Genomic DNA, 20,181 nt, shown 5'->3' with positions numbered 1-20,181 from the left:
GCTGCACGGGTGGCATTTCGCCAACTAGGCTCTCCGGTCTGGCAGCTCGATTCACTTTACCGGTAGTGGCAATCTGGTTACCGTGGTAGGAATTTTCCTACAGGGACGTTTCACGATGGCTTCGCTCAACCAAATTTTCTTCGGCCCACCCGGAACCGGGAAAACCTACGCGACCATTGAGGCAACGCTTGAGATTCTTGATCCGAATTATCTCGATACTCATCGAAAAAATCGTGCGTCACTGAAGAAGCGTTTCGACGAATTTGCTACTGCCGGGGATGTTCGCTTCGTTACGTTCCACCAGAGCTTCAGCTATGAGGACTTTGTCGAGGGGCTTCGAGCTGATACTGGGCCGGATGGGCAGTTGCAATACAGCGTTGTGCCGGGTGTCTTCAAAAGCCTCTGCCAGCAGCATGCGAAGTTCCGCCCGTTCGCTGCTGGCGATAAATATGGCACGGGCTACAAGGTCGTTTATGCCTCCAAGGATGTGGTGGAGCTCGAAAAGCCAAAGGGGAATCACCTCGAGGTGGGTATGGGCTTGCTCACCGGGTTGGCCAATGCGGTGCTGGCGGGGTACGTCACGCTAGAGGACCTTAGCAGTCAGAGTTGGGATGGAAAGGTACCCGGCGCTAACTTCGACCCATTCATCGTCAATGGCTATAAAAACTGCATCCCTTCTATGGTCGAGCACATGATGGGTGGAAGGGCCGATGGTTTATTCGGCCGTGACGTGATCACGCCGGACGCCGCGCCTAAGGTCCTGATCATCGACGAGATCAATCGTGGCAATGTTTCGCGGATCTTCGGGGAGCTCATTACGCTGATCGAGCCCTCCAAACGGGCGGGTGCCGACGAAGCATTGGAAGTCCAACTGCCTTATTCGAAAGAGCGCTTCAGCGTGCCCGGTAACGTTTACCTGATCGGCACGATGAATACGGCAGATCGCTCGCTGGCGGCATTGGATATCGCGTTGCGTCGCCGCTTTACCTTCATCGAAACCCCGCCTAACCCTTCGTTACTCGACGGTGTGTGGGTTGAAGGTATCGACATTGCTGCTCTGCTACGGGTCATGAACGAGCGAATCAGCGTACTGCTGGATCGTGACCACTGCCTCGGTCATGCCTATTTCATGCCGCTCAAATCAACGCCGACATTGACCCAACTGGAAAGCATTTTCCGTCAGCAAATCCTCCCGCTGCTGCAGGAGTACTTTTTTGAAGATTGGCAACGCATTCAATGGGTACTCAATGACCAGCGCAAGTCGGCGGCTAACCGCTTTCTGCACCAACCTATTCAAGACCTCGTCGACCTGTTCGGTGATGCCGTGTCCATTGCTCAGCACAATGAGCAGTGGGAGCTCAACGCTGAGGCTTTTATACGAGTGCCCGCGTATCTAGGCATCATCAGTCACCTTGAGGGCCAATAGGTGTGAAGACCTGCGTAACGGTTCGCGAATATGCACGGCTTACCACCAGCTACGTCGCTAATCCTACCCTTGATAGGGCGCAAGTGAGTGCCTGCGCATTCGATTGGTTGTGCAAATTAAATGCTTCGTTCAGCCAGGCTGGCGCGACGCTGATCCAGCTCGAAAACCGTTTCTGCCTTAAGCTGGATAACTACGTAGGGGCCTTAGAAACGCCGTGTGGTACGCGCATTGAAATCCTACCGAAGCATTTCGAGCAGGGCGATTGTATTGAGGCCAGTCGCGCTTTGTTGCGCCGAATGATTCAGCGATCCCTCGATCTTCCTGCCCGTCAGGTGGGGGCAACGGGTCTGCAAAAATTCGATGCTCCCCTCACTGAATGGGTCATGGGGCAGTTCCTTGAGGCACTTGATCACTTAGTGAAACGGGGGATGCGCTTTGACTACCAGCGTGTCGAAGAAGAGCAGCGGTATCTGCGAGGCCAGCTGAACACAACTCGTCAAATGCGTCAGCCACCGGGCAGGCAGCATCAATTTCAAATTCGACACGATGTGTTTTTACCTGACCGTCCGGAAAACCGACTGCTAAAGAGCGCGTTAGAAATTGTTTGCAAAACGACCGAAAATCCAGGTCATTGGCGCTTATCCCACGAACTACGAGGCCTACTGCTTGATGTTCCTCATAGTCGGGATTCGCAGCAAGATTTCACCCAATGGCGTCATGATCGTTTGATGGCGCATTACCAAGCCGTTAGACCCTGGTGTGAGTTGATTATCCAGCAGCAGACACCTTTGGCCGTCGCGGGCGAGTGGCAGGGGATGAGCTTACTGTTCCCCATGGAGCGTTTGTTTGAACGCTATGTGGCTGTGTGTTTGCGCGACTCATTACCCCCAGGGGCAGTACTCAGAACCCAGCGGGCCAGTAAATATTTGTGCGTGCATGAAGCGCGTCAAGTCTTTCAGCTTCGGCCAGACTTGATAATTGAATATGGTAGTAAACAGTGGGTTTTGGACACGAAGTGGAAACGGTTGGACAGTGGCATAGCTCGGAGAAACTACGGACTGAGTCAGGCTGATTTTTATCAGATGTTTGCCTATGGGCATAAGTACTTGGCTGGGGAAGGGGATTTGATATTGATCTATCCGACCAGCGGATCTTTTCAGGCGGCGTTGCCAGATTTCAATTATTCATCAACGCTTAGACTTCAAGTGCTGCCGTTCGATTTGGAGAGTCAGTGCTTGGTGGGGTTTGATCTAGTGCCGGGTACCTCGCCAGACGTTTGACTTGCTTTGTATGCCACACAGGGGGGGGAATACCGAGGATGTGGTTTTACGCGAGCGCCCTATAGCAGCCAATGAGTTAATCAAGAGCGCTCGTGTTTTAGGACCTGCCTGCCTCGTCGATAAGCTTCCACAAGCCGTGTGCAATTTTTTTTCATGACGATCGATTTTATGATCCGCTTCTGCACACGACACCTTGACTCGTCACTCGATTAGGGAAGAATAAAAAAGGCCGTCACAGGACGGCCTTTTCGTAGTGGTTACCTAGCCAGAAAAATCAATCCCAGCTCAACGCACCACCGGTCTGATACTCAATCACCCGAGTCTCAAAGAAATTCTTTTCCTTCTTCAAGTCCATGATCTCGCTCATCCAAGGAAACGGGTTAGTCGTCCCTGGGTATTCTTCCTTCAAACCAATCTGCGACAGACGACGGTTGGCAATAAACTTGAGATAATCCTCCATCATCGCCGCGTTCATGCCCAACACCCCGCGCGGCATGGTATCGCGCGCATATTCGATTTCCAGCTGAGTGCCCTGCAGAATCATCTGCGAAGCTTCTTCCTTCAGCTCGGCATCCCACAGGTGCGGGTTTTCGATCTTGATCTGATTGATCACGTCGATGCCGAAGTTCAGGTGCATCGACTCGTCGCGCAGGATGTACTGGAACTGCTCGGCGACGCCGGTCATTTTGTTGCGGCGGCCCATGGAGAGGATCTGGGTGAAGCCGCAGTAGAAGAAGATGCCTTCCAGGACGCAGTAATAGCCGATCAGGTTGCGCAGCAGTTCTTTGTCGGTTTCATCGGTGCCGGTTTCGAACTTTGGATCGGAGATGGCGCGGGTGTATTTCAGGCCCCAAGCGGCTTTTTTCGCGACCGATGGGATCTCGTGGTACATGTTGAAGATCTCGCCTTCGTCCATGCCCAGCGATTCGATGCAGTACTGGTAGGCGTGGGTGTGGATCGCTTCTTCGAAGGCCTGGCGCAGGATGTACTGGCGGCATTCGGGGTTGGTGATCAGGCGGTACACGGCCAGGGCCAGGTTGTTGGCGACCAGGGAGTCGGCGGTGCTGAAGAAGCCCAGGTTGCGCATGACGATGCGGCGCTCGTCGTCGGTCAGGCCTTCCGGGTTTTTCCAGAGGGCGATATCGGCATTCATGTTGACTTCTTGCGGCATCCAGTGGTTTGCGCAGCCGTCGAGGTACTTCTGCCAGGCCCAGTCATACTTGAAGGGCACGAGCTGGTTGAGGTCGGCGCGGCAGTTGATCATGCGCTTTTCGTCGACCGCGACGCGGGCGGCGGAGCCTTCGAGTTCGGCGAGGCCTTCGGCGACGTCGAGTTTGTCCAGGGCGGCCTTGGCGCGGATGATCGCGGCGGAGTCGCTGGAGGTCACGGCGCGGGCCTCGAGGGCGGCGGCACCGCCGGCGCTGTCGAGTTTGTCCATGGCCGCTTCCGAGGCGTGGCCTGCGTTGGCGCCTTTGGCGGGTTCAGCGGCGTCTTCTTTGTCGAATTCGTCCCAGCTCAGCATGGGTGAGGCTCCTGCTCGAGAGGCCGCGCGGCGGCGACCATTGGATTTTGAGAGTTGAGTGCTGATGGTGCGGTGTACGCATCAGGCAATGGCTTTGCGTAAGGGGCGGTAGGGCGGCCCCCTGCGTTTCTTCTGATTCGGATAGTGGGCGCGTCAGGCGTTGCCCGGGCCCGGACACATGGACAAGGCGAAACTCGGATGGGCCATGCGGTCTTCGGCCGTGAAAAGGGCAACGGCCTGAGGTACGCAGGTGGTCATGGTTTCTGTCCTGTGTGACGGTTGGGAATTATAAAGACTTTTGCTTCGCGCGTGTTCGCCCTGAGGGAAATTCTGTGGCCGGTTTTTTGATGGGTGTTTCATTCCGTAACCTGGATTCCCCGAGGGCTTGATTATGTCGAAAAATCGCCTATGTAGTGCTTTTAGCTGGTTAGAGACACACGATATAGGTTCTGATGCTAAATGTGAAGCGAGCTAAGGTGCGACAATGTGCTGCGAGTGGGAGCGCATGTCGAGACAGGCCGGCGGGCCCGACTCGGAGGCGATTTAAGAGGTAGCCACCATCCGTCGGGAGTTCGATTGGGAAAGTGCAGGGGCGGTGTGCGAGCAATGCGCGACGGTGCCGGGCCCTTGGTCCGATTGACTCGCGTGGTGATGCGATCGCCCTCACCGGCTCCCACAATGATCGGTCTCAGGGATCGATGCCCGGACAAGAAGACATCCGCTACGCCTACGTCGTGCGGAAAATGTACACGATATGCCGGTTCTGCCCGCTGTGAAGTCGCGTAGCCGCGCTTGGGGTTTCGTATCGAACAGTGCGGCTGCACAGGACCCGCGAGACGTGATCCAGTACCGGACTTGTCGATGAGATAGACATCCATAGCTGTGGCAGAAGCAAAGCGTTGCGGGGTGTTCTGGAAGTCCAACGTCGGATTTTAGGTCTATGCAAACAAGCACCGGGTTGACCCGATTCTGTGGTGGGTTGCGCAGATCTTACGAAGGTTTGGGGTGATTGCCATTGAATGTTGACCACAGAGGGGTTGAATGTGTGCTTTCGGAATTGTATCGGGCCGTATGCCTTAAACTTGGCGGGAGGAGAAGCACGATTTTGAATGCGAAAAAATTTTAGTTACATTTGGCTGGAGTATAAATCTGGATGAACTACTTACCCATCTACTAGGCTGGCTGAGGTATCGAGTTGAATGGTTCATTGCCGTTTGGGTGTGCGAGTGTTAATTTTTCCGTTAGATTTCCTAAATTGCCATCATCTTCGGGAATCACTAAGGTGTTGGCATATGAGTTTCAGGCTATTCCTCCAAGGGGTTGTAAGGCTCCCCTACAAGAGGTAGGCTGGCTGCGGACTATAAAGGAGGTCTTATGAAAAATTTAAACATGATGTGTCTAGGGGATAAAATTTCCTTCGAGAATTTTTCATCTATTTTTTTGGCGGCAGGTGTCACTACTGACATAACTCTTACTATGCCTCAGGCGCTTCCTCAAGCAGAACTGCAGGCATTGCTTAGATCCGCTGGGCCAAAAAAACTAACATTGCAGATACCTGGGGCGATCGCAAGCGTTAGACAGATTACTGCGTTGCTTGGAGCAGCCACTGGCTCGGGGACCAAGGTGGGCTTATCCTCGGTAGACAGTCAACCGCCGGCAGTCCTTCAGCAGATTGCAAATTTTTTTGTTGGAAAAGAATGGTCTATGACCATTGACGGCGCCACGGCTAGCTCTATCGGAGCAGTCGCCGCGATTAATATTTTCACAGACAGCAACACCAGTCGTACAATATCTGCACTGAACGCGCTACCTGCGGCTGGTGTGGATGAGATCGTCGCAGCAATAGGAAGCAAAACATACACTGTGATGCTGGATGGTGCGCTTTCCACCCCCGGCGCTATCATCGATTGTGTTCGGAAACTGAAGGGATCTAACGTGGAGGTTTCTTTAACGAATGGTGGATCGCTATCGACAGCAAATCTGTCGCAAGTACTCGATGTCATCGGAAGCAAGAAAGGAGCCTTCTCTGTCGATGTTTTAGAACTGAATCCTACCCGTATTATGTCCGTGCTCGGTTCGGCAGGCCCGGACATATCAATCTCGATATTATCTGCGCATACATTGAGTACCACTGAACTCGATGAGATCCTGCGGCTGACTACAGGTAAGAAGCTTTTGCTCGAATTCAATGGCCGGCAACTAGGGGTTGACCCCGTGAATGGCGATAAGCTGCAGCGGGTAGTTGCTGCGTCAACTACGGACATCACCATCGCTGTGAATACGGCCCAGTACCCGCCGTTGAGTTATCTATTGCCAATCATCCAGTCTGCTGGAAATACCAATCTGGTTGTCTTGTACAATGGTGGACAGTTAACTGACACCGAGGCTCATGGCAATGTTGTAGTGAGGGCGATAGAAGTTGCGCCTGCTACCACGACTGTCGCTGTAGTTTCCGTAGGTGATGGTAACTACTCCGTAGCCAATTATCTCGAAATTGTGCGTACGGCCGGGTAATTGGCTAACTTTTTCACGGGAAATACGATGCTTGTCAATTTTTCATTGAGGGTATTGTTCGCAGGCATGCTCATCACCAGTGCCCAAGCAGCGAGTCGTTGCGGTATGGGCTTGGTTAACCCTGGTGATAAACTTGAGGAGGTCTTGCACTTATGCGGCAATCCCGTTGCCCGAGCCAGTGATGGGCCGATAATGCGCAACAATGATGTGCCACGAAAAAATTCGCAAAAGACGGACGTACTTGTCTACGGTCCGAATGGTGGTGCTTATCAATACATGCTTTTCATAAATGGTGAGTTGATTAGAGTCGATGTTCGTAGGAAGGCGCCCACTGGAAACATTCTCAAATGGTAACCTGGGTGCTATTGACTGCACTCGCATAAAGCATCCTTCTAAATAGCCGGGCTGAAATGCCCGGTTTTTAGGGTGAGGACCAAAAAGTTTGATGCTGTCTGGATACTGATAATGGTCTTGACCCACTCTTACTTATCGAGCATCAGGGGTTTTGGCGCGGTACATTTTCAGCACGGCTTCGCGGGTACTCAGAATGCGCTCGCCATCTTGAGGTGTGGTGTTGAAACCTTCAAGAGGCAGACTGGCGGCGTAATTGGATTGCCGAACCTTACGGTAGCAGTCTTTTTTGACCTGCAAGTCAGTAGGGGGCATCAAGGTTGCCTCATTGGCTGAAGTCCGAAGATAGCGGATGCCCAGTGGGAGAGGATGGTGCAATACCTCACAATGAAAAAAGGCCGGCTTGCGCCGGCCTTTTCTATTATTGCAGCTTGCTACTGGCAAGCCTCGCAATCCGGCTCATCGATCGCGCAAGCCTTGGGCACTGGGGCCGGGCCGGCGGGGGCGGTCTGGATCGGGCTGGTGTCGCTGCCGTTGGAGACGGCGTTGAGCTTGCCGGTGCTCACGGTCGACTTCTCGGTGCTGGTGGCGGCCAGGGCGCGGAGGTAGTAGGTGGTTTTCAGACCACGGTACCAGGCCATGCGGTAGGTCACGTCCAGTTTCTTGCCCGACGCGCCGGCGATGTAAAGGTTCAGCGACTGGGCCTGATCGATCCATTTCTGGCGGCGGCTGGCGGCGTCGACGATCCACTTGGTGTCCACTTCGAAGGCGGTCGCGTACAGCTCTTTAAGCTCCTGCGGGATGCGTTCGATCTGTTGCACCGAGCCGTCGTAGTACTTCAGGTCGTTGATCATGACCGAGTCCCACAGGCCGCGTGCTTTGAGGTCGCGGACCAGGTAGGGGTTGATCACGGTGAACTCGCCCGAGAGGTTCGATTTCACGTACAGGTTCTGGTAGGTCGGTTCGATCGACTGCGACACACCGGTGATGTTGGCGATGGTGGCGGTCGGTGCGATGGCCATGATGTTGGAGTTGCGAATACCTTTCTGCACGCGGGCACGGACCGGTGCCCAGTCCAGGGATTCGTTCAGGTCGACATCGATGTACTTCTGGCCACGTGCTTCGATCAGGATCTGTTGCGAGTCCAGCGGCAGGATGCCTTTGGACCACAGCGAACCCTGGAACGTCTCGTAGGCGCCGCGCTCGTCGGCCAGGTCGCAGGACGCCTGGATGGCGTAGTAGCTGACAGCTTCCATGGACTTGTCGGCGAACTCGACTGCAGCGTCCGAACCGTACGGAATGTGCTGCAGGTACAGCGCGTCCTGGAAGCCCATGATGCCCAGACCGACCGGGCGGTGCTTGAAGTTGGAGTTCTTCGCCTGTGGCACCGAGTAGTAGTTGATGTCGATCACGTTATCGAGCATGCGCACGGCGGTGTTGATGCTGCGCTCCAACTTGGCGGTGTCCAGCTTGCCGTCGGTGATGTGGTTCGGCAGGTTGATCGAGCCCAGGTTGCAGACGGCAATCTCGTCCTTGTTGGTGTTCAAGGTGATCTCGGTGCACAGGTTCGAGCTGTGGACCACGCCCACGTGCTGCTGCGGGCTGCGCAGGTTGCACGGGTCCTTGAAGGTCAGCCATGGGTGGCCGGTTTCGAACAGCATCGACAGCATCTTGCGCCACAGGTCTTTGGCCTGGACGGTCTTGAATACCTTGATCTTGTTGTACTCGGTCAGGGCTTCGTAGTACTCGTAGCGCTCTTCGAAGGCCTTGCCGGTCAGGTCGTGCAGGTCCGGCACTTCGTTGGGCGAGAACAGGGTCCATTTGCCGTCGTCGAACACGCGTTTCATGAACAGGTCCGGAATCCAGTTCGCGGTGTTCATGTCGTGGGTGCGGCGGCGGTCGTCACCGGTGTTCTTGCGCAGCTCGATGAACTCTTCGATGTCCAGGTGCCAGGTTTCCAGGTAGGCACACACGGCGCCTTTGCGCTTGCCACCCTGGTTCACGGCCACAGCGGTGTCGTTGACCACTTTCAGGAAGGGCACGACGCCTTGGGATTTGCCGTTGGTGCCTTTGATATAGGAGCCCAGTGCACGGACCGGCGTCCAGTCGTTGCCCAGGCCACCGGCGAATTTGGACAGCATGGCGTTGTCGTGGATGGCGCCGTAGATGCCCGACAGGTCGTCCGGCACGGTGGTCAGGTAGCAGCTGGACAGTTGCGGGCGCAGGGTGCCGGCGTTGAACAGGGTCGGGGTCGAGGCCATGTAGTCGAAGGACGACAACAGGTTGTAGAACTCGATCGCACGGTCTTCCTTGTTCTTCTCTTCGATGGCCAGGCCCATGGCCACGCGCATGAAGAAGATCTGCGGCAGTTCGAAGCGGATACCGTCCTTGTGGATGAAGTAACGGTCGTACAGGGTCTGCAGGCCCAGGTAGGTGAATTGCTGGTCGCGCTCGTGGTTGATTGCCTTGCCCAGTTTTTCCAGGTCGAAGGTAGCCAGCACGGGGTTCAGCAGCTCGAACTCGATGCCCTTGGCGACGTAGGCCGGCAGTGCCTTGGCGTACAAGTCGACCATTTCGTGGTGGGTGGCGCTGTCGGCCACTTGCAGGAAGCTCAGGCCTTCGGCGCGCAGAGTGTCCATCAGCAGGCGAGCGGTGACGAACGAGTAGTTCGGCTCGCGCTCCACCAGGGTACGGGCGGTCATCACCAGGGCGGTGTTGACGTCCTTGAGGTTGACACCGTCGTACAGGTTTTTCAGGGTTTCTTTCTGGATCAGGCGGCCGTCCACTTCCGCCAGGCCTTCGCAGGCCTCGGTGATGATGGTGTTCAGGCGGCCCATGTCCAGCGGCGCGAGGCTGCCGTCTTCACGGGTGATGCGGATGCTCGGGTGCGGCTGGGCCGGGGCGTCGATGCTGCGAGTGGCGCGCTCCTTGGAGCGGGCGTCGCGGTAGATGACGTAGTCGCGGGCCACTTTCTGCTCGCCGGCACGCATAAGGGCCAGTTCGACCTGGTCCTGTATTTCTTCGATGTGGATGGTGCCGCCCGACGGCATGCGACGCTTGAAGGTCGCGGTGACCTGTTCGGTCAGGCGCGCAACGGTGTCGTGGATGCGCGACGAGGCGGCAGCGGTGCCGCCTTCAACTGCGAGGAAGGCCTTGGTGATGGCGACGGTGATCTTGTCATCGGTATAAGGAACGACAGTGCCGTTACGCTTGATCACGCGCAATTGCCCGGGTGCGGTGGCCGCCAGGTCCTGATAGGAACCTGTGGCTTGCGGCGCCTGGGCTTGCGGGTTCTCGCGAGTTGTGTCGGTTTGCATTGAGTGACTCCACGTTCTCTAATGTTTATTCAGACACCCTTTGAAAAGGAGGGTGCCCTGCCGTTATGCCTTGAATGACGCACCCGACGACCTGTCGCCATCGGCCTGACAACGCGGCGCGCCATGGAATGGGGCCGTGTGTTGCGCAGCGCCGCTGGCGGGCGGACGGTTGACTCAAGGCAGTTCAGGGAAAGTCAGGCTTGCGCCATTCCCTGGCTGAATTCATCGGGGTAAGCAAGGCTCCCCGGTACCACTCACATACACAGGCCGATGGCGCTGTTTACAGGGCTCGCGCATCCGTCGGCAAACGGCAAGACGGCAGGCCCGGTGTAGCGGCAGAAGGCTTGCAAAAAAGCATACAAAAAAGGTTGAAATACGCGCTGGAGTTGTGCTGGGTTTTGACACCCCGGCCACAACATGTAGTGGTTATGCGCGCTGGGGACACAAGATAGTGCGGTTGGGGGCGTATTGCAACCGACGGATCTGTGGATAACATGTGGGTAGATTGTGAGTCGATTGAGCGGCACGGCTACAGCCCGCACTGGCACTGGGCAGGACCACCGCCAACGGTTTTTTGCCCTTGTCGAAATTGACGCAGGGCCATCGGTCGGCAAGATGTTGGCGCGATAATTCTTTTAGAATGTTGCACAAATTATCTTCAAACAGCGCCGAGGGTACCCGTGGACGCAGGAAGGATATTGACCCTCGAGGCATTGCTGCAACCCGAGGCCCTGGATGAGTTGCTGTTGCAGGCCTATGGCGCGCGATGGGTGTCCGATTATCGGCCGGTGCTGGCGTCGCAGTGGTCAAAATATTACTTCATGTGTCTGTGGGGTAGAACGCTGAGCGTCGGATTTGGCGACGGCACCATGTGGGATTCGATACGTATTGTTGTAGGAAATCGAGGGTTGCCAGAGTCGGTCGAGTGGCAAAAGGGCGGCTCGGATCTGGCGTTCGATGACGTGGTAGAGCAGCATCTGCGACCCCTGATCAAACGCTTTGCCAGGCTTGCCGACGTGCCGGCCGCAGTGCTGTGGAGTAACGCTGGCGATGCTCTGGAACAGGTCTTTCGGGGGCTTTTGGACATGAGCCCATTGCCAGCTGTATTGACTCGCAGGCAGTTGGCGGGCGGATCGCCCAACCCGCTTTACGGCACGGTTCACTATCTCGCCGACGGGACGCGAAAAGTGCGCGCGTGCTGCCTGGCCTATCGCGTACCCGGCATTGGTCATTGTCAGCATTGCCCTCTGCAAAACTAGCGGCCGAACACCCTCTCTTCCGGTGCTTCCGAATTTTTGACACAGTTTTCACCAATACCCGCCTCCCGGATTTTTATATTCTCGCCCAGCCCCGCGTTCCCCGGCCCGGGCCGATGACGCTTTGTCATTTCTTCAAGGTATTCATCTGATTACCTAATTCGAAAAGACCGGGGCAAGCAACATGGGAACGAATTTCAGCATGATCGCCACTCATCCTTCCAAGCCAGCAAAGGGGCGCTCCCTTAAACTTCTCCTTTTGCTGGGGCTTCTGGTTGTCGTCAGTGCATTAGTTGCCGGCTTTGCAGTGTGGCCTTTGTCGCCGACCAATCTGGGCAAGCCCGATCGGTTCGCCGAGGCCAGGCTGTCCGAGCATTGGAAGGCTGGCGATGTGGTGGTGCTGGTGCGTCATGCCGAGCGCTGCGATCGCTCCAGCGGTGCCTGCCTGGGCCCGGCCGACGGCATCACCACGGCAGGGCAGGAAGCGGCGCAGGATGTTGGAGAGGCTTTCGCCTCGCTGGGCATGGGCAATGCCAGTGTCCTGACCAGTCCGTTGACGCGTACGGCACAGACGGCCAGGGCCATGTTCAACCTGGCCGCTCAAGAGCAGGACTGGTTGGTCAACTGCGACGTCGACATGGCCAAAGATATTCGCGCGCACAAAGTAGCGGGGCAGAACCTCGTGCTGGTGACACACAGCGGTTGCATCAGCCGACTGGAGCATGATTTGGGTTTCCCCCATGCCCAGGACACCGACTACACCAGCTCGCTGTTCGCCACGGTGGCTGCGGACGGCAAGTTGAAAGTGTTGGGTGTACTCAACCAAGAGGACTGGCCGACCGTCATCCACAAAAACACCGCCTTGTAACAGGTTGTGTTCAGGCATGTGTCGATAGGATCTATTCAATGATCGATTGATGAAGTAAAAGCTTTGGGCCGTCAGCGTCCCGTTGATAAAGAGTCAGTGGATGTTGCTCATGGCGGCCAACGGCTGGCGATACCCGCAAGGCCTACTAGCCTTGAGCAGTACGGCCTTCGTTGCCTTAATAAAACCAGCGTTTCGTGCTCAAGGATTGTCATGAGTCAAAATTTTCTTCCCTTTTCTCGCCCCAGTATGGGCGATGAAGAAGTTGCCGCCGTCGAACAGGTCTTGCGTTCCGGCTGGATCACCACTGGGCCGAAGAACCAGGAGCTCGAGCAGCGCTTCGCTGAACGCACGGGCGCACGCCACGCCGTGGCCCTGAGCTCGGCCACCGGTGCCATGCACGTGACCCTGCTGGCGCTGGGCATCGGCCCCGGCGATGAAGTGATCACCCCTTCGCAGACTTGGGTGTCCACCGCCAACATGATCTGCCTGCTGGGCGCTACGCCCGTGTTCGTCGACGTTGATGCCGACACGCTGATGAGTGATCTGGCGTCCATCGAGGCGGCTATTACCCCTCGCACCAAAGCCATCATTCCAGTGCATTACGCTGGCGCTGCCTTCGATCTCGACCCGCTGTACGAGCTGGCCCGGCGCCACGGCATTCAGGTGATCGAAGACGCCGCCCACGCCGCCGGCACCCGCTACAAGGGGCGCGAGATCGGCGCCAAAGGCACGGTGATCTTTTCGTTTCACGCCATCAAGAACATGACCTGTGCCGAAGGCGCGATGTTCGTCAGTGATGACCAGGCCTTGGCCGACCGTGTGCGCATGCTCAAGTTTCACGGCCTGGGTGTCGACGCCTACGACCGCATGACCCATGGCCGCAAGCCGCAGGCGATGGTGATCGAGCCGGGTTTCAAGTACAACCTGGCTGACATCAACGCTGCCATTGCCCTGGTGCAGCTTGATCGTCTGGATGCCATCAACCAGCAGCGAGAAACGCTGGCCCAGGCCTACCTGCAGCGTCTGCAGCACCTGCCGGTGCAGCCGCTCAAGGTGCCGCAATACGACCAGCAGCACGCCTGGCACCTGTTCATCGTGCGCATCGATGCCGAGCGTTGCGGCATGGACCGCGAGGCCTTCATGAAAGGCTTGCAGGAGCAGGGCATCGGTACCGGCATTCACTTCATCGCCACGCACCTGCACACCTACTACCGCAAGCGTTACCCCGAGGTGCAGTTGCCAGCCACCGAATGGAACTCGGCGCGGCTGTGCTCGATTCCTCTGTTTCCCGACATGACCCTCGACGAGGTCGAGCGCGTTGCGTCAGCCATTGAACACACCCTGGAACACCGCCCGTGAGACCTTATCCGATCAACAGCGTGTCCGTCGTCATTCCGGTCTATAACGAGGAGCAGAGCCTGCCCGAGTTGCTGCGCCGGACTGAAGCGGCTTGTGCGCAACTGACTGTGCCCTGCGAAATCGTCCTGGTGGACGACGGCAGTCGCGACGAGTCGGCCGACATGCTTGAAGCGGCCGCCGCCCGTCACGGTAGCCACGTCGTGGCGGTGATCCTCAACCGCAACTACGGTCAGCACGCGGCCATCATGGCCGGTTTCGAACAGAGCACCGGCGATCTGGTGATCACGCTGGATGCCGACCTGCAGAATCCGCCCGAAGAAATCCCGCGCTTGGTAGCCCAGGCCAAGCTGGGTTACGACGTAGTCGCCACCGTACGCAACAACCGCCAGGATTCGGCCTTGCGCCGCTGGCCGTCCCGGGTGATCAACAAGGCTGTGCAGCGCTCGACGGGTGTGGCCATGAACGACTATGGCTGCATGCTGCGGGCGTACCGCCGCACCGTCGTCGACGCGATGCTGGCCTGCCGCGAACGCAGCACCTTTATCCCGATCCTGGCCAACAGTTTCGCGCGCCACACTACGGAGATCCTGGTTGAGCACGCCGAGCGCGAGCACGGCGACTCCAAGTACAGCCCGATGCGCCTGGTCAACCTGATGTTCGACCTGGTCACCTGCATGACCACCACCCCCTTGCGGTTGCTGAGCATCGTCGGCTTCGGCATGGCGTTTCTTGGTATCGCTTTCGCCATTGCCTTGCTGGGACTGCGCCTGATTTTCGGCGCGCCCTGGGCAGGCAATGGCAGCTTCGTGCTATTTGCCGTGCTGTTCGTGTTCACCGGTGGCCAGTTCATCGGCATGGGCCTTCTGGGTGAATACCTGGGCCGCATGTACAGCGACGTGCGCGCACGTCCGCGCTTCTTCATCGAGAAAGTGCTGCGCAACCCGCCAGCACCCAAGGCCGTGACTCCGGCCAACGAAACCTCTTCCAGCACTAAGGTTGTCTCATGACTCAAAAAGCTGTTGTTTTCGCTTATCACGACATCGGTTGCGCCGGTATCCAGGCCCTGCTCGACGCAGGCATCGAGATTGCCGCGGTCTTTACCCATGCCGATGACCCCAAGGAAAACACCTTCTACGGTTCGGTCGCGCAATTGTGCGCCCGCAAAGGCATCGCCGTGCACGCGCCGGAAGACGCCAACCACCCGATCTGGATCGAGCGCATCAGCAAGCTCGACGCCGATTTCATCTTCTCGTTCTACTACCGCAACCTGCTGGGTGAAGCCCTGCTGGCCAGCGTCAAGGGCGGTGCCTTCAACCTGCACGGTTCGTTGCTGCCGCATTACCGTGGTCGCGCCCCGGCCAACTGGGTGCTGGTCAACGGTGAAACCGAAACGGGCGTAACCCTGCATCGCATGGTCAAACGTGCCGACGCCGGTGCCATCGTTGCCCAGCAGCGCGTGGCCATCGAACGCTCCGACACCGGTTTCAGCCTGCACGGCAAACTGTGTGACGCCGCTGCCGCATTGCTCAAGGACACCCTGCCACGCCTGCTGGCCGGCCAGATCACCGAGACGGCCCAGGATGAGTCCAAGGCCACCACGTTCGGCCGCCGCACCCCGGCCGACGGCTTGATCCAGTGGGATCAGCCGGCCGAACGCCTGTTCAACCTCGTGCGGGCCGTGACCCAGCCATATCCGGGCGCCTTCTGCCCGGTGGGCGAGCACAAGCTGATTGTCTGGGCCGCTGAAGTGGTGCCGGGCAACGACGGCCAGGACCCTGGCAAGGTCATCAGCTGCGACCCGTTGCGTATCGCCTGCGGCCAAGACTCGCTGGTGATCACCGCCGGTCAGCGCGGCGAAGCCGGCCTGTACCTGAGCGGCCCGCAACTGTCCCGCGAGCTGGGTCTGGTAGAAGGTTCGAAGCTGGCCGGTGCCCAGGCCCGCAGCGCCAAGCGTCGCACCCGAGTGCTGATCCTCGGCGTCAACGGTTTCATCGGCAACCACCTGTCCGAGCGCCTGCTGCAGGACGAGCAGTTCGAAGTCTTTGGCCTGGACATCGGTTCCGACGCCATCGAGCGTCTGCGCAGCCACCCGCGTTTCCACTTCGTGGAAGGCGACATCAGCATCCACTCCGAGTGGATCGAATACCACATCAAGAAATGCGACGTGATTCTGCCGCTGGTGGCCATCGCCACCCCGATCGAATACACCCGCAACCCGCTGCGCGTGTTCGAGCTGGACTTCGAAGAAAACCTGAAGATCGTTCGCCATTGCGTGAAGTACAACAAGCGCGTGATCTTCCCTTCGACGTCGGAAGTCTACGGCATGTGCCAGGACGCCAATTTCGATGAAGACACCTCGAACCTGATCGTGGGTCCGATCAACAAGCAGCGCTGGATCTATTCGGTGTCCAAGCAGTTGCTGGACCGTGTAATCTACGCTTACGGCCAGAAAGGCCTGCGCTTCACCCTGTTCCGTCCGTTCAACTGGATGGGCCCGCGTCTGGACCGTCTGGACTCGGCACGCATCGGCAGCTCCCGGGCCATCACCCAGCTGATTCTGCACCTGGTGGAAGGTACGCCGATTCGTCTGGTCGACGGCGGTGCACAGAAGCGTTGCTTCACCGACGTCGCCGACGGCATCGAGGCACTGGCACGCATCATCGAAAACCGCGATGACCGCTGCAACAACCAGATCATCAACATCGGCAACCCGGACAACGAAGCGAGCATCCGCCAGTTGGGCGAGGAGTTGCTGCGTCAATTCGAAGCTCACCCATTGCGCTCCAACTTCCCGCCGTTTGCCGGTTTCCGTGAAGTGGAAAGCAAAAGCTTCTACGGCGCGGGCTATCAGGACGTGAGCCACCGCAAGCCGAGCATCGAGAACGCGCGCAAGCTGATCGACTGGAAGCCCACCATCGAGCTTGAAGAAACCATCGGCAAGACCCTGGACTTCTTCCTGCGCGAAGCGATGATCGAACTCGCGGAAAAGCGTTGATGCAAGCGGGACTGCGCATCGATGTGGACACCTACCGGGGCACCCGTGACGGGGTGCCGAGGCTGCTCGAAATACTCGACGAAGCCCAGATCAAAGCCACATTTTTTTTCAGTGTCGGACCGGACAACATGGGGCGTCATTTATGGCGCCTGATTCGTCCGCAATTCCTGTGGAAGATGTTGCGCTCCAATGCGGCAGGCCTGTATGGCTGGGACATTCTGCTGGCCGGCACTGCCTGGCCGGGCAAGAAAATCGGGCGTGACCTGGGGCACCTGATGCGCCAGGCCCAGGCGGCTGGCCATGAGGTCGGGCTGCACGCCTGGGATCACCATGGCTGGCAGGCCAACGCCGGGCGCTGGAGTGATGCGCAGCTGCACGAACAGATTCGCCTGGGGGTCGATACCCTCAGCGATATCCTCGGCCAACCGGTGACCTGTTCGGCCACCGCTGGCTGGCGCGCCGACGAGCGTGTGGTGCAGGCCAAGCAGGCGTTCGGTTTTCGCTATAACAGCGATTGTCGGGGCAGCCACAGCTTTCTGCCGACCTTGGCCGATGGCAGCCTGGGGACGCCGCAGATCCCTGCCGACCTGCCGACCTTCGATGAGGTGGTCGGTACCCAGGTCAGCTCCGCCGAGTTCAACCATTTCGTGCTTGATCGTTTCAAGCCCGATGGTCTGAACGTCTACACCATTCATGCTGAAGTGGAAGGGATTCTCATGGCCGACGAGTTCCGTCGACTGTTGAAAGAGGCTCGCGATCGGGCCATTGATTTCAAACCGTTGGGCGAGTTGTTGCCCGCCGAGCTGCACAGCCTGCCACCGGGGCAGGTATCGCGGGGCACCCTGCCAGGCCGCGAAGGCTGGTTGGGAGTGCAGCGTCCATGACCCAGGGCTCTACCTTCAATCGTACATGGGCATTTGGTCTTCTGGCATTGGCGTTCCTGTTGTTCTATCTGGCGCCATTGCCGTTCCACGGCCTGTGGATTCCCGATGAAACTCGCTATGCCCAGGCCAGCCAGGAAATGCTCCTGACCGGCCACTGGGCTACCCCGCATTTCATGGGTCTGCGCTACTTCGAAAAACCCGCCGCCGGCTACTGGATGATTGCCATCGGTCAGGCGGTGTTCGGGCAGAACCTGTTCGGCGTGCGGGTGGCCTCGGCCGTCGCGCTGGCGCTGAGCGTGGTGCTGGCCTGGCTGATCGCCGGGCGTTTCTGGCGCAACCCTCAGCTGCAACTGACCAGCGCCGTGGTCTACATGAGCCTGTCGCTGATCTGCGCGGGGTCCGGTTACGCCAACCTTGATCCGCAGTTCACCCTTTGGGTCAATCTGAGCATCTTCGCCCTCTGGTACGCAGTGGATGCCGCCACGACCCAGGCGCGACTGGGTGCCTGGGCGGGGGTCGGCTTTGCCTGCGCCCTGGGCTTCATGACAAAGGGTTTCCTGGCCTTGCTGCTGCCGGTGCTGGTGGCGTTGCCTTACATGTTCTGGCAACGACGCTTCCTTGAACTGGTGCGTTACGGCCTCGTAGCGGTGGTGGTAGCGGTCTTGCTGTCGCTGCCGTGGGCGCTGACCGTCAACCATCAGGAGCCGGATTTCTGGAACTACTTCTTCTGGGACGAGCATATCCGTCGCTTCGCCGGTGACGATGCCCAGCATGCCGAAAGCTGGTACTACTACTTGCCGATCATGCTGATGGCGAGCCTTCCATGGGTCGGCCTCTTGCCCGACACGCTGGTGCAGGGCTGGAAGGACCGGGTACAGCCCCATATTGCCTTTCTGTGGCTGTGGCTGCTGTTGCCGCTGGTGTTCTTCAGCATTGCCAAGGGCAAACTGCCGTCGTACATCATGCCGTGCCTGCTGCCCCTCGCGTTGTTGATGGGTCAGGCGTTGGTCCGGCGTCTGGAGCAGGGCCGTCTTGCGCCATTGCGTCTGAACAGCTGGCTGAACGTGGCCATGGGCGTAGTGGCCCTGCTGGCGGTGGCGTATCTGCAAATGAAGAAGCCCATCTATCATCACGAACCCAAAAGCCTGGCGTTGCTGGTGCTGGCGCTGCTGGGCTGGACCATGGCTAACCTGCTGGCCGTCCGCAAGCCGGCCCGGTGGTGGATGGCGCCCGCCGTGGGCATGGGCATCGCCCTGGCGCTGATCCCGGCGGCCTTGCCGCGCAAGGTGGTCGACAACAAGACCCCGGACACCTTCATCGCCCAGCACACCGCCGAGCTGAAAAACACCCCGGTACTGATGAGCAACGAGCTGGGTGCCGCCTCTGCGCTGTCCTGGCATACCGGCAATTCGCAGATCATCCTGTACAACACCGGCGGCGAAACGCGCTACGGCCTGGCTTATCCGGACGCCCAAGGGCGCGCCGTGACGAAGGAGGAAGTGGGCCCGTGGCTGGCGGCTGCTCGCCGCAAGAGCAGCGTCGGCGTGGTGATGCGGGTGAAGGGCGAGGACGAGCAGGCCGAGTTGGACGAACTGCCAGCCGCCAGCCGGCGTTATGAAGCTGGCAGCATCGTTATCCTGATCTACGATCAGACGTCACCATGATTTTGTTGTTGCTGGTAGCGGCCTGCGCCTTGACCTGCCTTGGCCAGATCGCCCAGAAGCTGGCCGTGGAAAGCTGGCGCGGGCAGACCTCGACAGCCCTGGCCAAGCTGGCGACGCCCTGGCTCTGGGCGGCCCTGACCTGCCTGGGGCTGGGCTTGTTGCTGTGGCTGCTGGTGCTGCAGCACCTGGAGGTGGGCATTGCCTACCCCATGCTCGGCTTGAACTTTGTCCTGATCACCTTGGTGGCCAAATTCGGTTTCAAGGAATCGGTGGACCTGCGCCACTGGTTCGGCGTGCTGCTGGTGATGGCCGGCGTGGTCATGCTGGGGTGGCAGGCATGAGCCGTACCACCGCCATATCGCTGGCCATGGGCAGTGTCGTGCTGGTCAGCAGTGCCCAGTTGGGCATGCGCTGGAGCATGAGCCGTCTGCCGGGGCCAAGCGAGTGGCTGGCCGCGCTGAGCCAGGGCAGCTTGTCGATGCTGGCGCTGGGCGTGGTCGCTGCGGCGATCATCGCCTATGCCTTGTCCATGCTGTGCTGGCTGGGCGCATTGCGCGAGCTGCCATTGGGGCGAGCCTATGCCATGTTGAGCATGAGTTATGCGCTGGTCTACGTGGCGGCCGCGTGCCTGCCCACGTTCAATGAACATTTTTCCCTGCTCAGGACGCTGGGGGTGACGCTGGTCATTCTGGGTGTGCTGATCATTAATTCGCGACGCCCTCAGGGTGTCGAGTCGTAGGACCTG

15 protein-coding genes are annotated in these 20,181 nt (G+C 58.4%); 12 read left to right on the top strand and 3 right to left on the bottom strand.

Annotated features, from left to right (window positions below):
- Positions 1–115 precede the first annotated feature (115 nt).
- Complete coding sequence (locus HB675_RS05220; RefSeq protein ID WP_213876354.1) at positions 116–1,426, top strand: AAA family ATPase; 1,311 nt, start codon at positions 116–118, stop codon at positions 1,424–1,426.
- A gap of 2 nt (positions 1,427–1,428) precedes the next feature.
- Entirely contained in the window at positions 1,429–2,706 is a 1,278-nt protein-coding gene (locus HB675_RS05215; protein WP_213876352.1) for an McrC family protein, read from the top strand.
- A gap of 274 nt (positions 2,707–2,980) precedes the next feature.
- Here HB675_RS05215 and HB675_RS05210 read toward each other — a convergent pair whose 3' ends face one another.
- Positions 2,981–4,228, bottom strand: coding sequence for a ribonucleotide-diphosphate reductase subunit beta (locus HB675_RS05210; protein WP_213876350.1), 1,248 nt, complete (start codon positions 4,226–4,228; stop codon positions 2,981–2,983).
- 1,374 nt (positions 4,229–5,602) lie between these two features.
- On the opposite strand from HB675_RS05210, the gene HB675_RS05205 reads away from it, so the two are divergent.
- Positions 5,603–6,742, top strand: a complete 1,140-nt coding sequence (locus HB675_RS05205; protein WP_213876348.1) for a hypothetical protein — start codon at positions 5,603–5,605, stop codon at positions 6,740–6,742.
- 486 nt (positions 6,743–7,228) lie between these two features.
- Here HB675_RS05205 and HB675_RS05195 read toward each other — a convergent pair whose 3' ends face one another.
- On the bottom strand, positions 7,229–7,408 hold the full coding sequence (locus HB675_RS05195; protein WP_213876345.1) for a YhfG family protein: 180 nt from the start codon (positions 7,406–7,408) through the stop codon (positions 7,229–7,231).
- A 119-nt stretch (positions 7,409–7,527) separates the two neighbouring features.
- Positions 7,528–10,410, bottom strand: coding sequence for a ribonucleoside-diphosphate reductase subunit alpha (locus HB675_RS05190; RefSeq protein WP_213876343.1), 2,883 nt, complete (start codon positions 10,408–10,410; stop codon positions 7,528–7,530).
- Between the two features lie 698 nt (positions 10,411–11,108).
- On the opposite strand from HB675_RS05190, the gene fhuF reads away from it, so the two are divergent.
- The 9 genes from fhuF to arnF all read left to right on the top strand — a co-directional run bounded on the left by fhuF (position 11,109) and on the right by arnF (position 20,175).
- Entirely contained in the window at positions 11,109–11,669 is a 561-nt protein-coding gene (gene fhuF, locus HB675_RS05185) for a siderophore-iron reductase FhuF (protein ID WP_213876341.1), read from the top strand.
- A gap of 304 nt (positions 11,670–11,973) precedes the next feature.
- A complete protein-coding gene (locus HB675_RS05180) occupies positions 11,974–12,534 on the top strand; it encodes a histidine phosphatase family protein (RefSeq protein ID WP_345945747.1) in 561 nt (186 codons plus the stop codon).
- 210 nt (positions 12,535–12,744) lie between these two features.
- Positions 12,745–13,893, top strand: a complete 1,149-nt coding sequence (gene arnB, locus HB675_RS05175; RefSeq protein WP_213876336.1) for a UDP-4-amino-4-deoxy-L-arabinose aminotransferase — start codon at positions 12,745–12,747, stop codon at positions 13,891–13,893.
- Entirely contained in the window at positions 13,890–14,900 is a 1,011-nt protein-coding gene (arnC, locus tag HB675_RS05170) for an undecaprenyl-phosphate 4-deoxy-4-formamido-L-arabinose transferase (protein WP_213876334.1), read from the top strand. The genes arnB and arnC overlap by 4 nt, the downstream gene beginning before the upstream one ends.
- Positions 14,897–16,888, top strand: coding sequence for a bifunctional UDP-4-amino-4-deoxy-L-arabinose formyltransferase/UDP-glucuronic acid oxidase ArnA (gene arnA / locus HB675_RS05165; RefSeq protein WP_213876332.1), 1,992 nt, complete (start codon positions 14,897–14,899; stop codon positions 16,886–16,888). The genes arnC and arnA overlap by 4 nt, the downstream gene beginning before the upstream one ends.
- On the top strand, positions 16,888–17,772 hold the full coding sequence (gene arnD / locus HB675_RS05160) for a 4-deoxy-4-formamido-L-arabinose-phosphoundecaprenol deformylase (RefSeq protein ID WP_213876330.1): 885 nt from the start codon (positions 16,888–16,890) through the stop codon (positions 17,770–17,772). The genes arnA and arnD overlap by 1 nt, the downstream gene beginning before the upstream one ends.
- Positions 17,769–19,436 carry a lipid IV(A) 4-amino-4-deoxy-L-arabinosyltransferase gene (arnT, locus tag HB675_RS05155; protein ID WP_213876328.1) on the top strand — a complete coding sequence of 556 codons (1,668 nt, stop codon included), beginning with the start codon at positions 17,769–17,771 and terminating at the stop codon, positions 19,434–19,436. The genes arnD and arnT overlap by 4 nt, the downstream gene beginning before the upstream one ends.
- Positions 19,433–19,777 (top strand): 4-amino-4-deoxy-L-arabinose-phosphoundecaprenol flippase subunit ArnE, encoded by a 345-nt coding sequence (gene arnE, locus HB675_RS05150; RefSeq protein ID WP_213876326.1) that lies wholly within the window; start codon positions 19,433–19,435, stop codon positions 19,775–19,777. Before arnT ends, arnE begins: the two co-directional genes overlap by 4 nt.
- The gene (arnF, locus tag HB675_RS05145; protein ID WP_213876324.1) at positions 19,774–20,175 is read left to right on the top strand and encodes a 4-amino-4-deoxy-L-arabinose-phosphoundecaprenol flippase subunit ArnF; all 402 of its coding nucleotides are present in this window, start codon (positions 19,774–19,776) and stop codon (positions 20,173–20,175) included. The genes arnE and arnF overlap by 4 nt, the downstream gene beginning before the upstream one ends.
- The last annotated feature ends 6 nt before the right edge of the window (positions 20,176–20,181 follow it).

The organism is Pseudomonas sp. dw_358 (genome assembly GCF_018449655.1).
In the GTDB taxonomy this organism is placed as follows: domain Bacteria; phylum Pseudomonadota; class Gammaproteobacteria; order Pseudomonadales; family Pseudomonadaceae; genus Aquipseudomonas.
This window is presented reverse-complemented; position numbering and strand designations above follow the sequence as displayed.

What these genes read in the sequence shown, in the direction of transcription:
- HB675_RS05195 (WP_213876345.1), bottom strand. Translation starts at nt 7,408, where the DNA reads ATGCCCCCTACTGACTTGCAGGTCAAAAAAGACTGCTACCGTAAGGTT.
- arnT (WP_213876328.1), top strand. Translation starts at nt 17,769, where the DNA reads ATGACCCAGGGCTCTACCTTCAATCGTACATGGGCATTTGGTCTTCTG.
- HB675_RS05190 (WP_213876343.1), bottom strand. Translation starts at nt 10,410, where the DNA reads ATGCAAACCGACACAACTCGCGAGAACCCGCAAGCCCAGGCGCCGCAA.
- arnD (WP_213876330.1), top strand. Translation starts at nt 16,888, where the DNA reads ATGCAAGCGGGACTGCGCATCGATGTGGACACCTACCGGGGCACCCGT.
- arnF (WP_213876324.1), top strand. Translation starts at nt 19,774, where the DNA reads ATGAGCCGTACCACCGCCATATCGCTGGCCATGGGCAGTGTCGTGCTG.
- HB675_RS05210 (WP_213876350.1), bottom strand. Translation starts at nt 4,228, where the DNA reads ATGCTGAGCTGGGACGAATTCGACAAAGAAGACGCCGCTGAACCCGCC.
- arnA (WP_213876332.1), top strand. Translation starts at nt 14,897, where the DNA reads ATGACTCAAAAAGCTGTTGTTTTCGCTTATCACGACATCGGTTGCGCC.
- arnB (WP_213876336.1), top strand. Translation starts at nt 12,745, where the DNA reads ATGAGTCAAAATTTTCTTCCCTTTTCTCGCCCCAGTATGGGCGATGAA.
- HB675_RS05220 (WP_213876354.1), top strand. Translation starts at nt 116, where the DNA reads ATGGCTTCGCTCAACCAAATTTTCTTCGGCCCACCCGGAACCGGGAAA.
- HB675_RS05205 (WP_213876348.1), top strand. Translation starts at nt 5,603, where the DNA reads ATGAAAAATTTAAACATGATGTGTCTAGGGGATAAAATTTCCTTCGAG.
- arnE (WP_213876326.1), top strand. Translation starts at nt 19,433, where the DNA reads ATGATTTTGTTGTTGCTGGTAGCGGCCTGCGCCTTGACCTGCCTTGGC.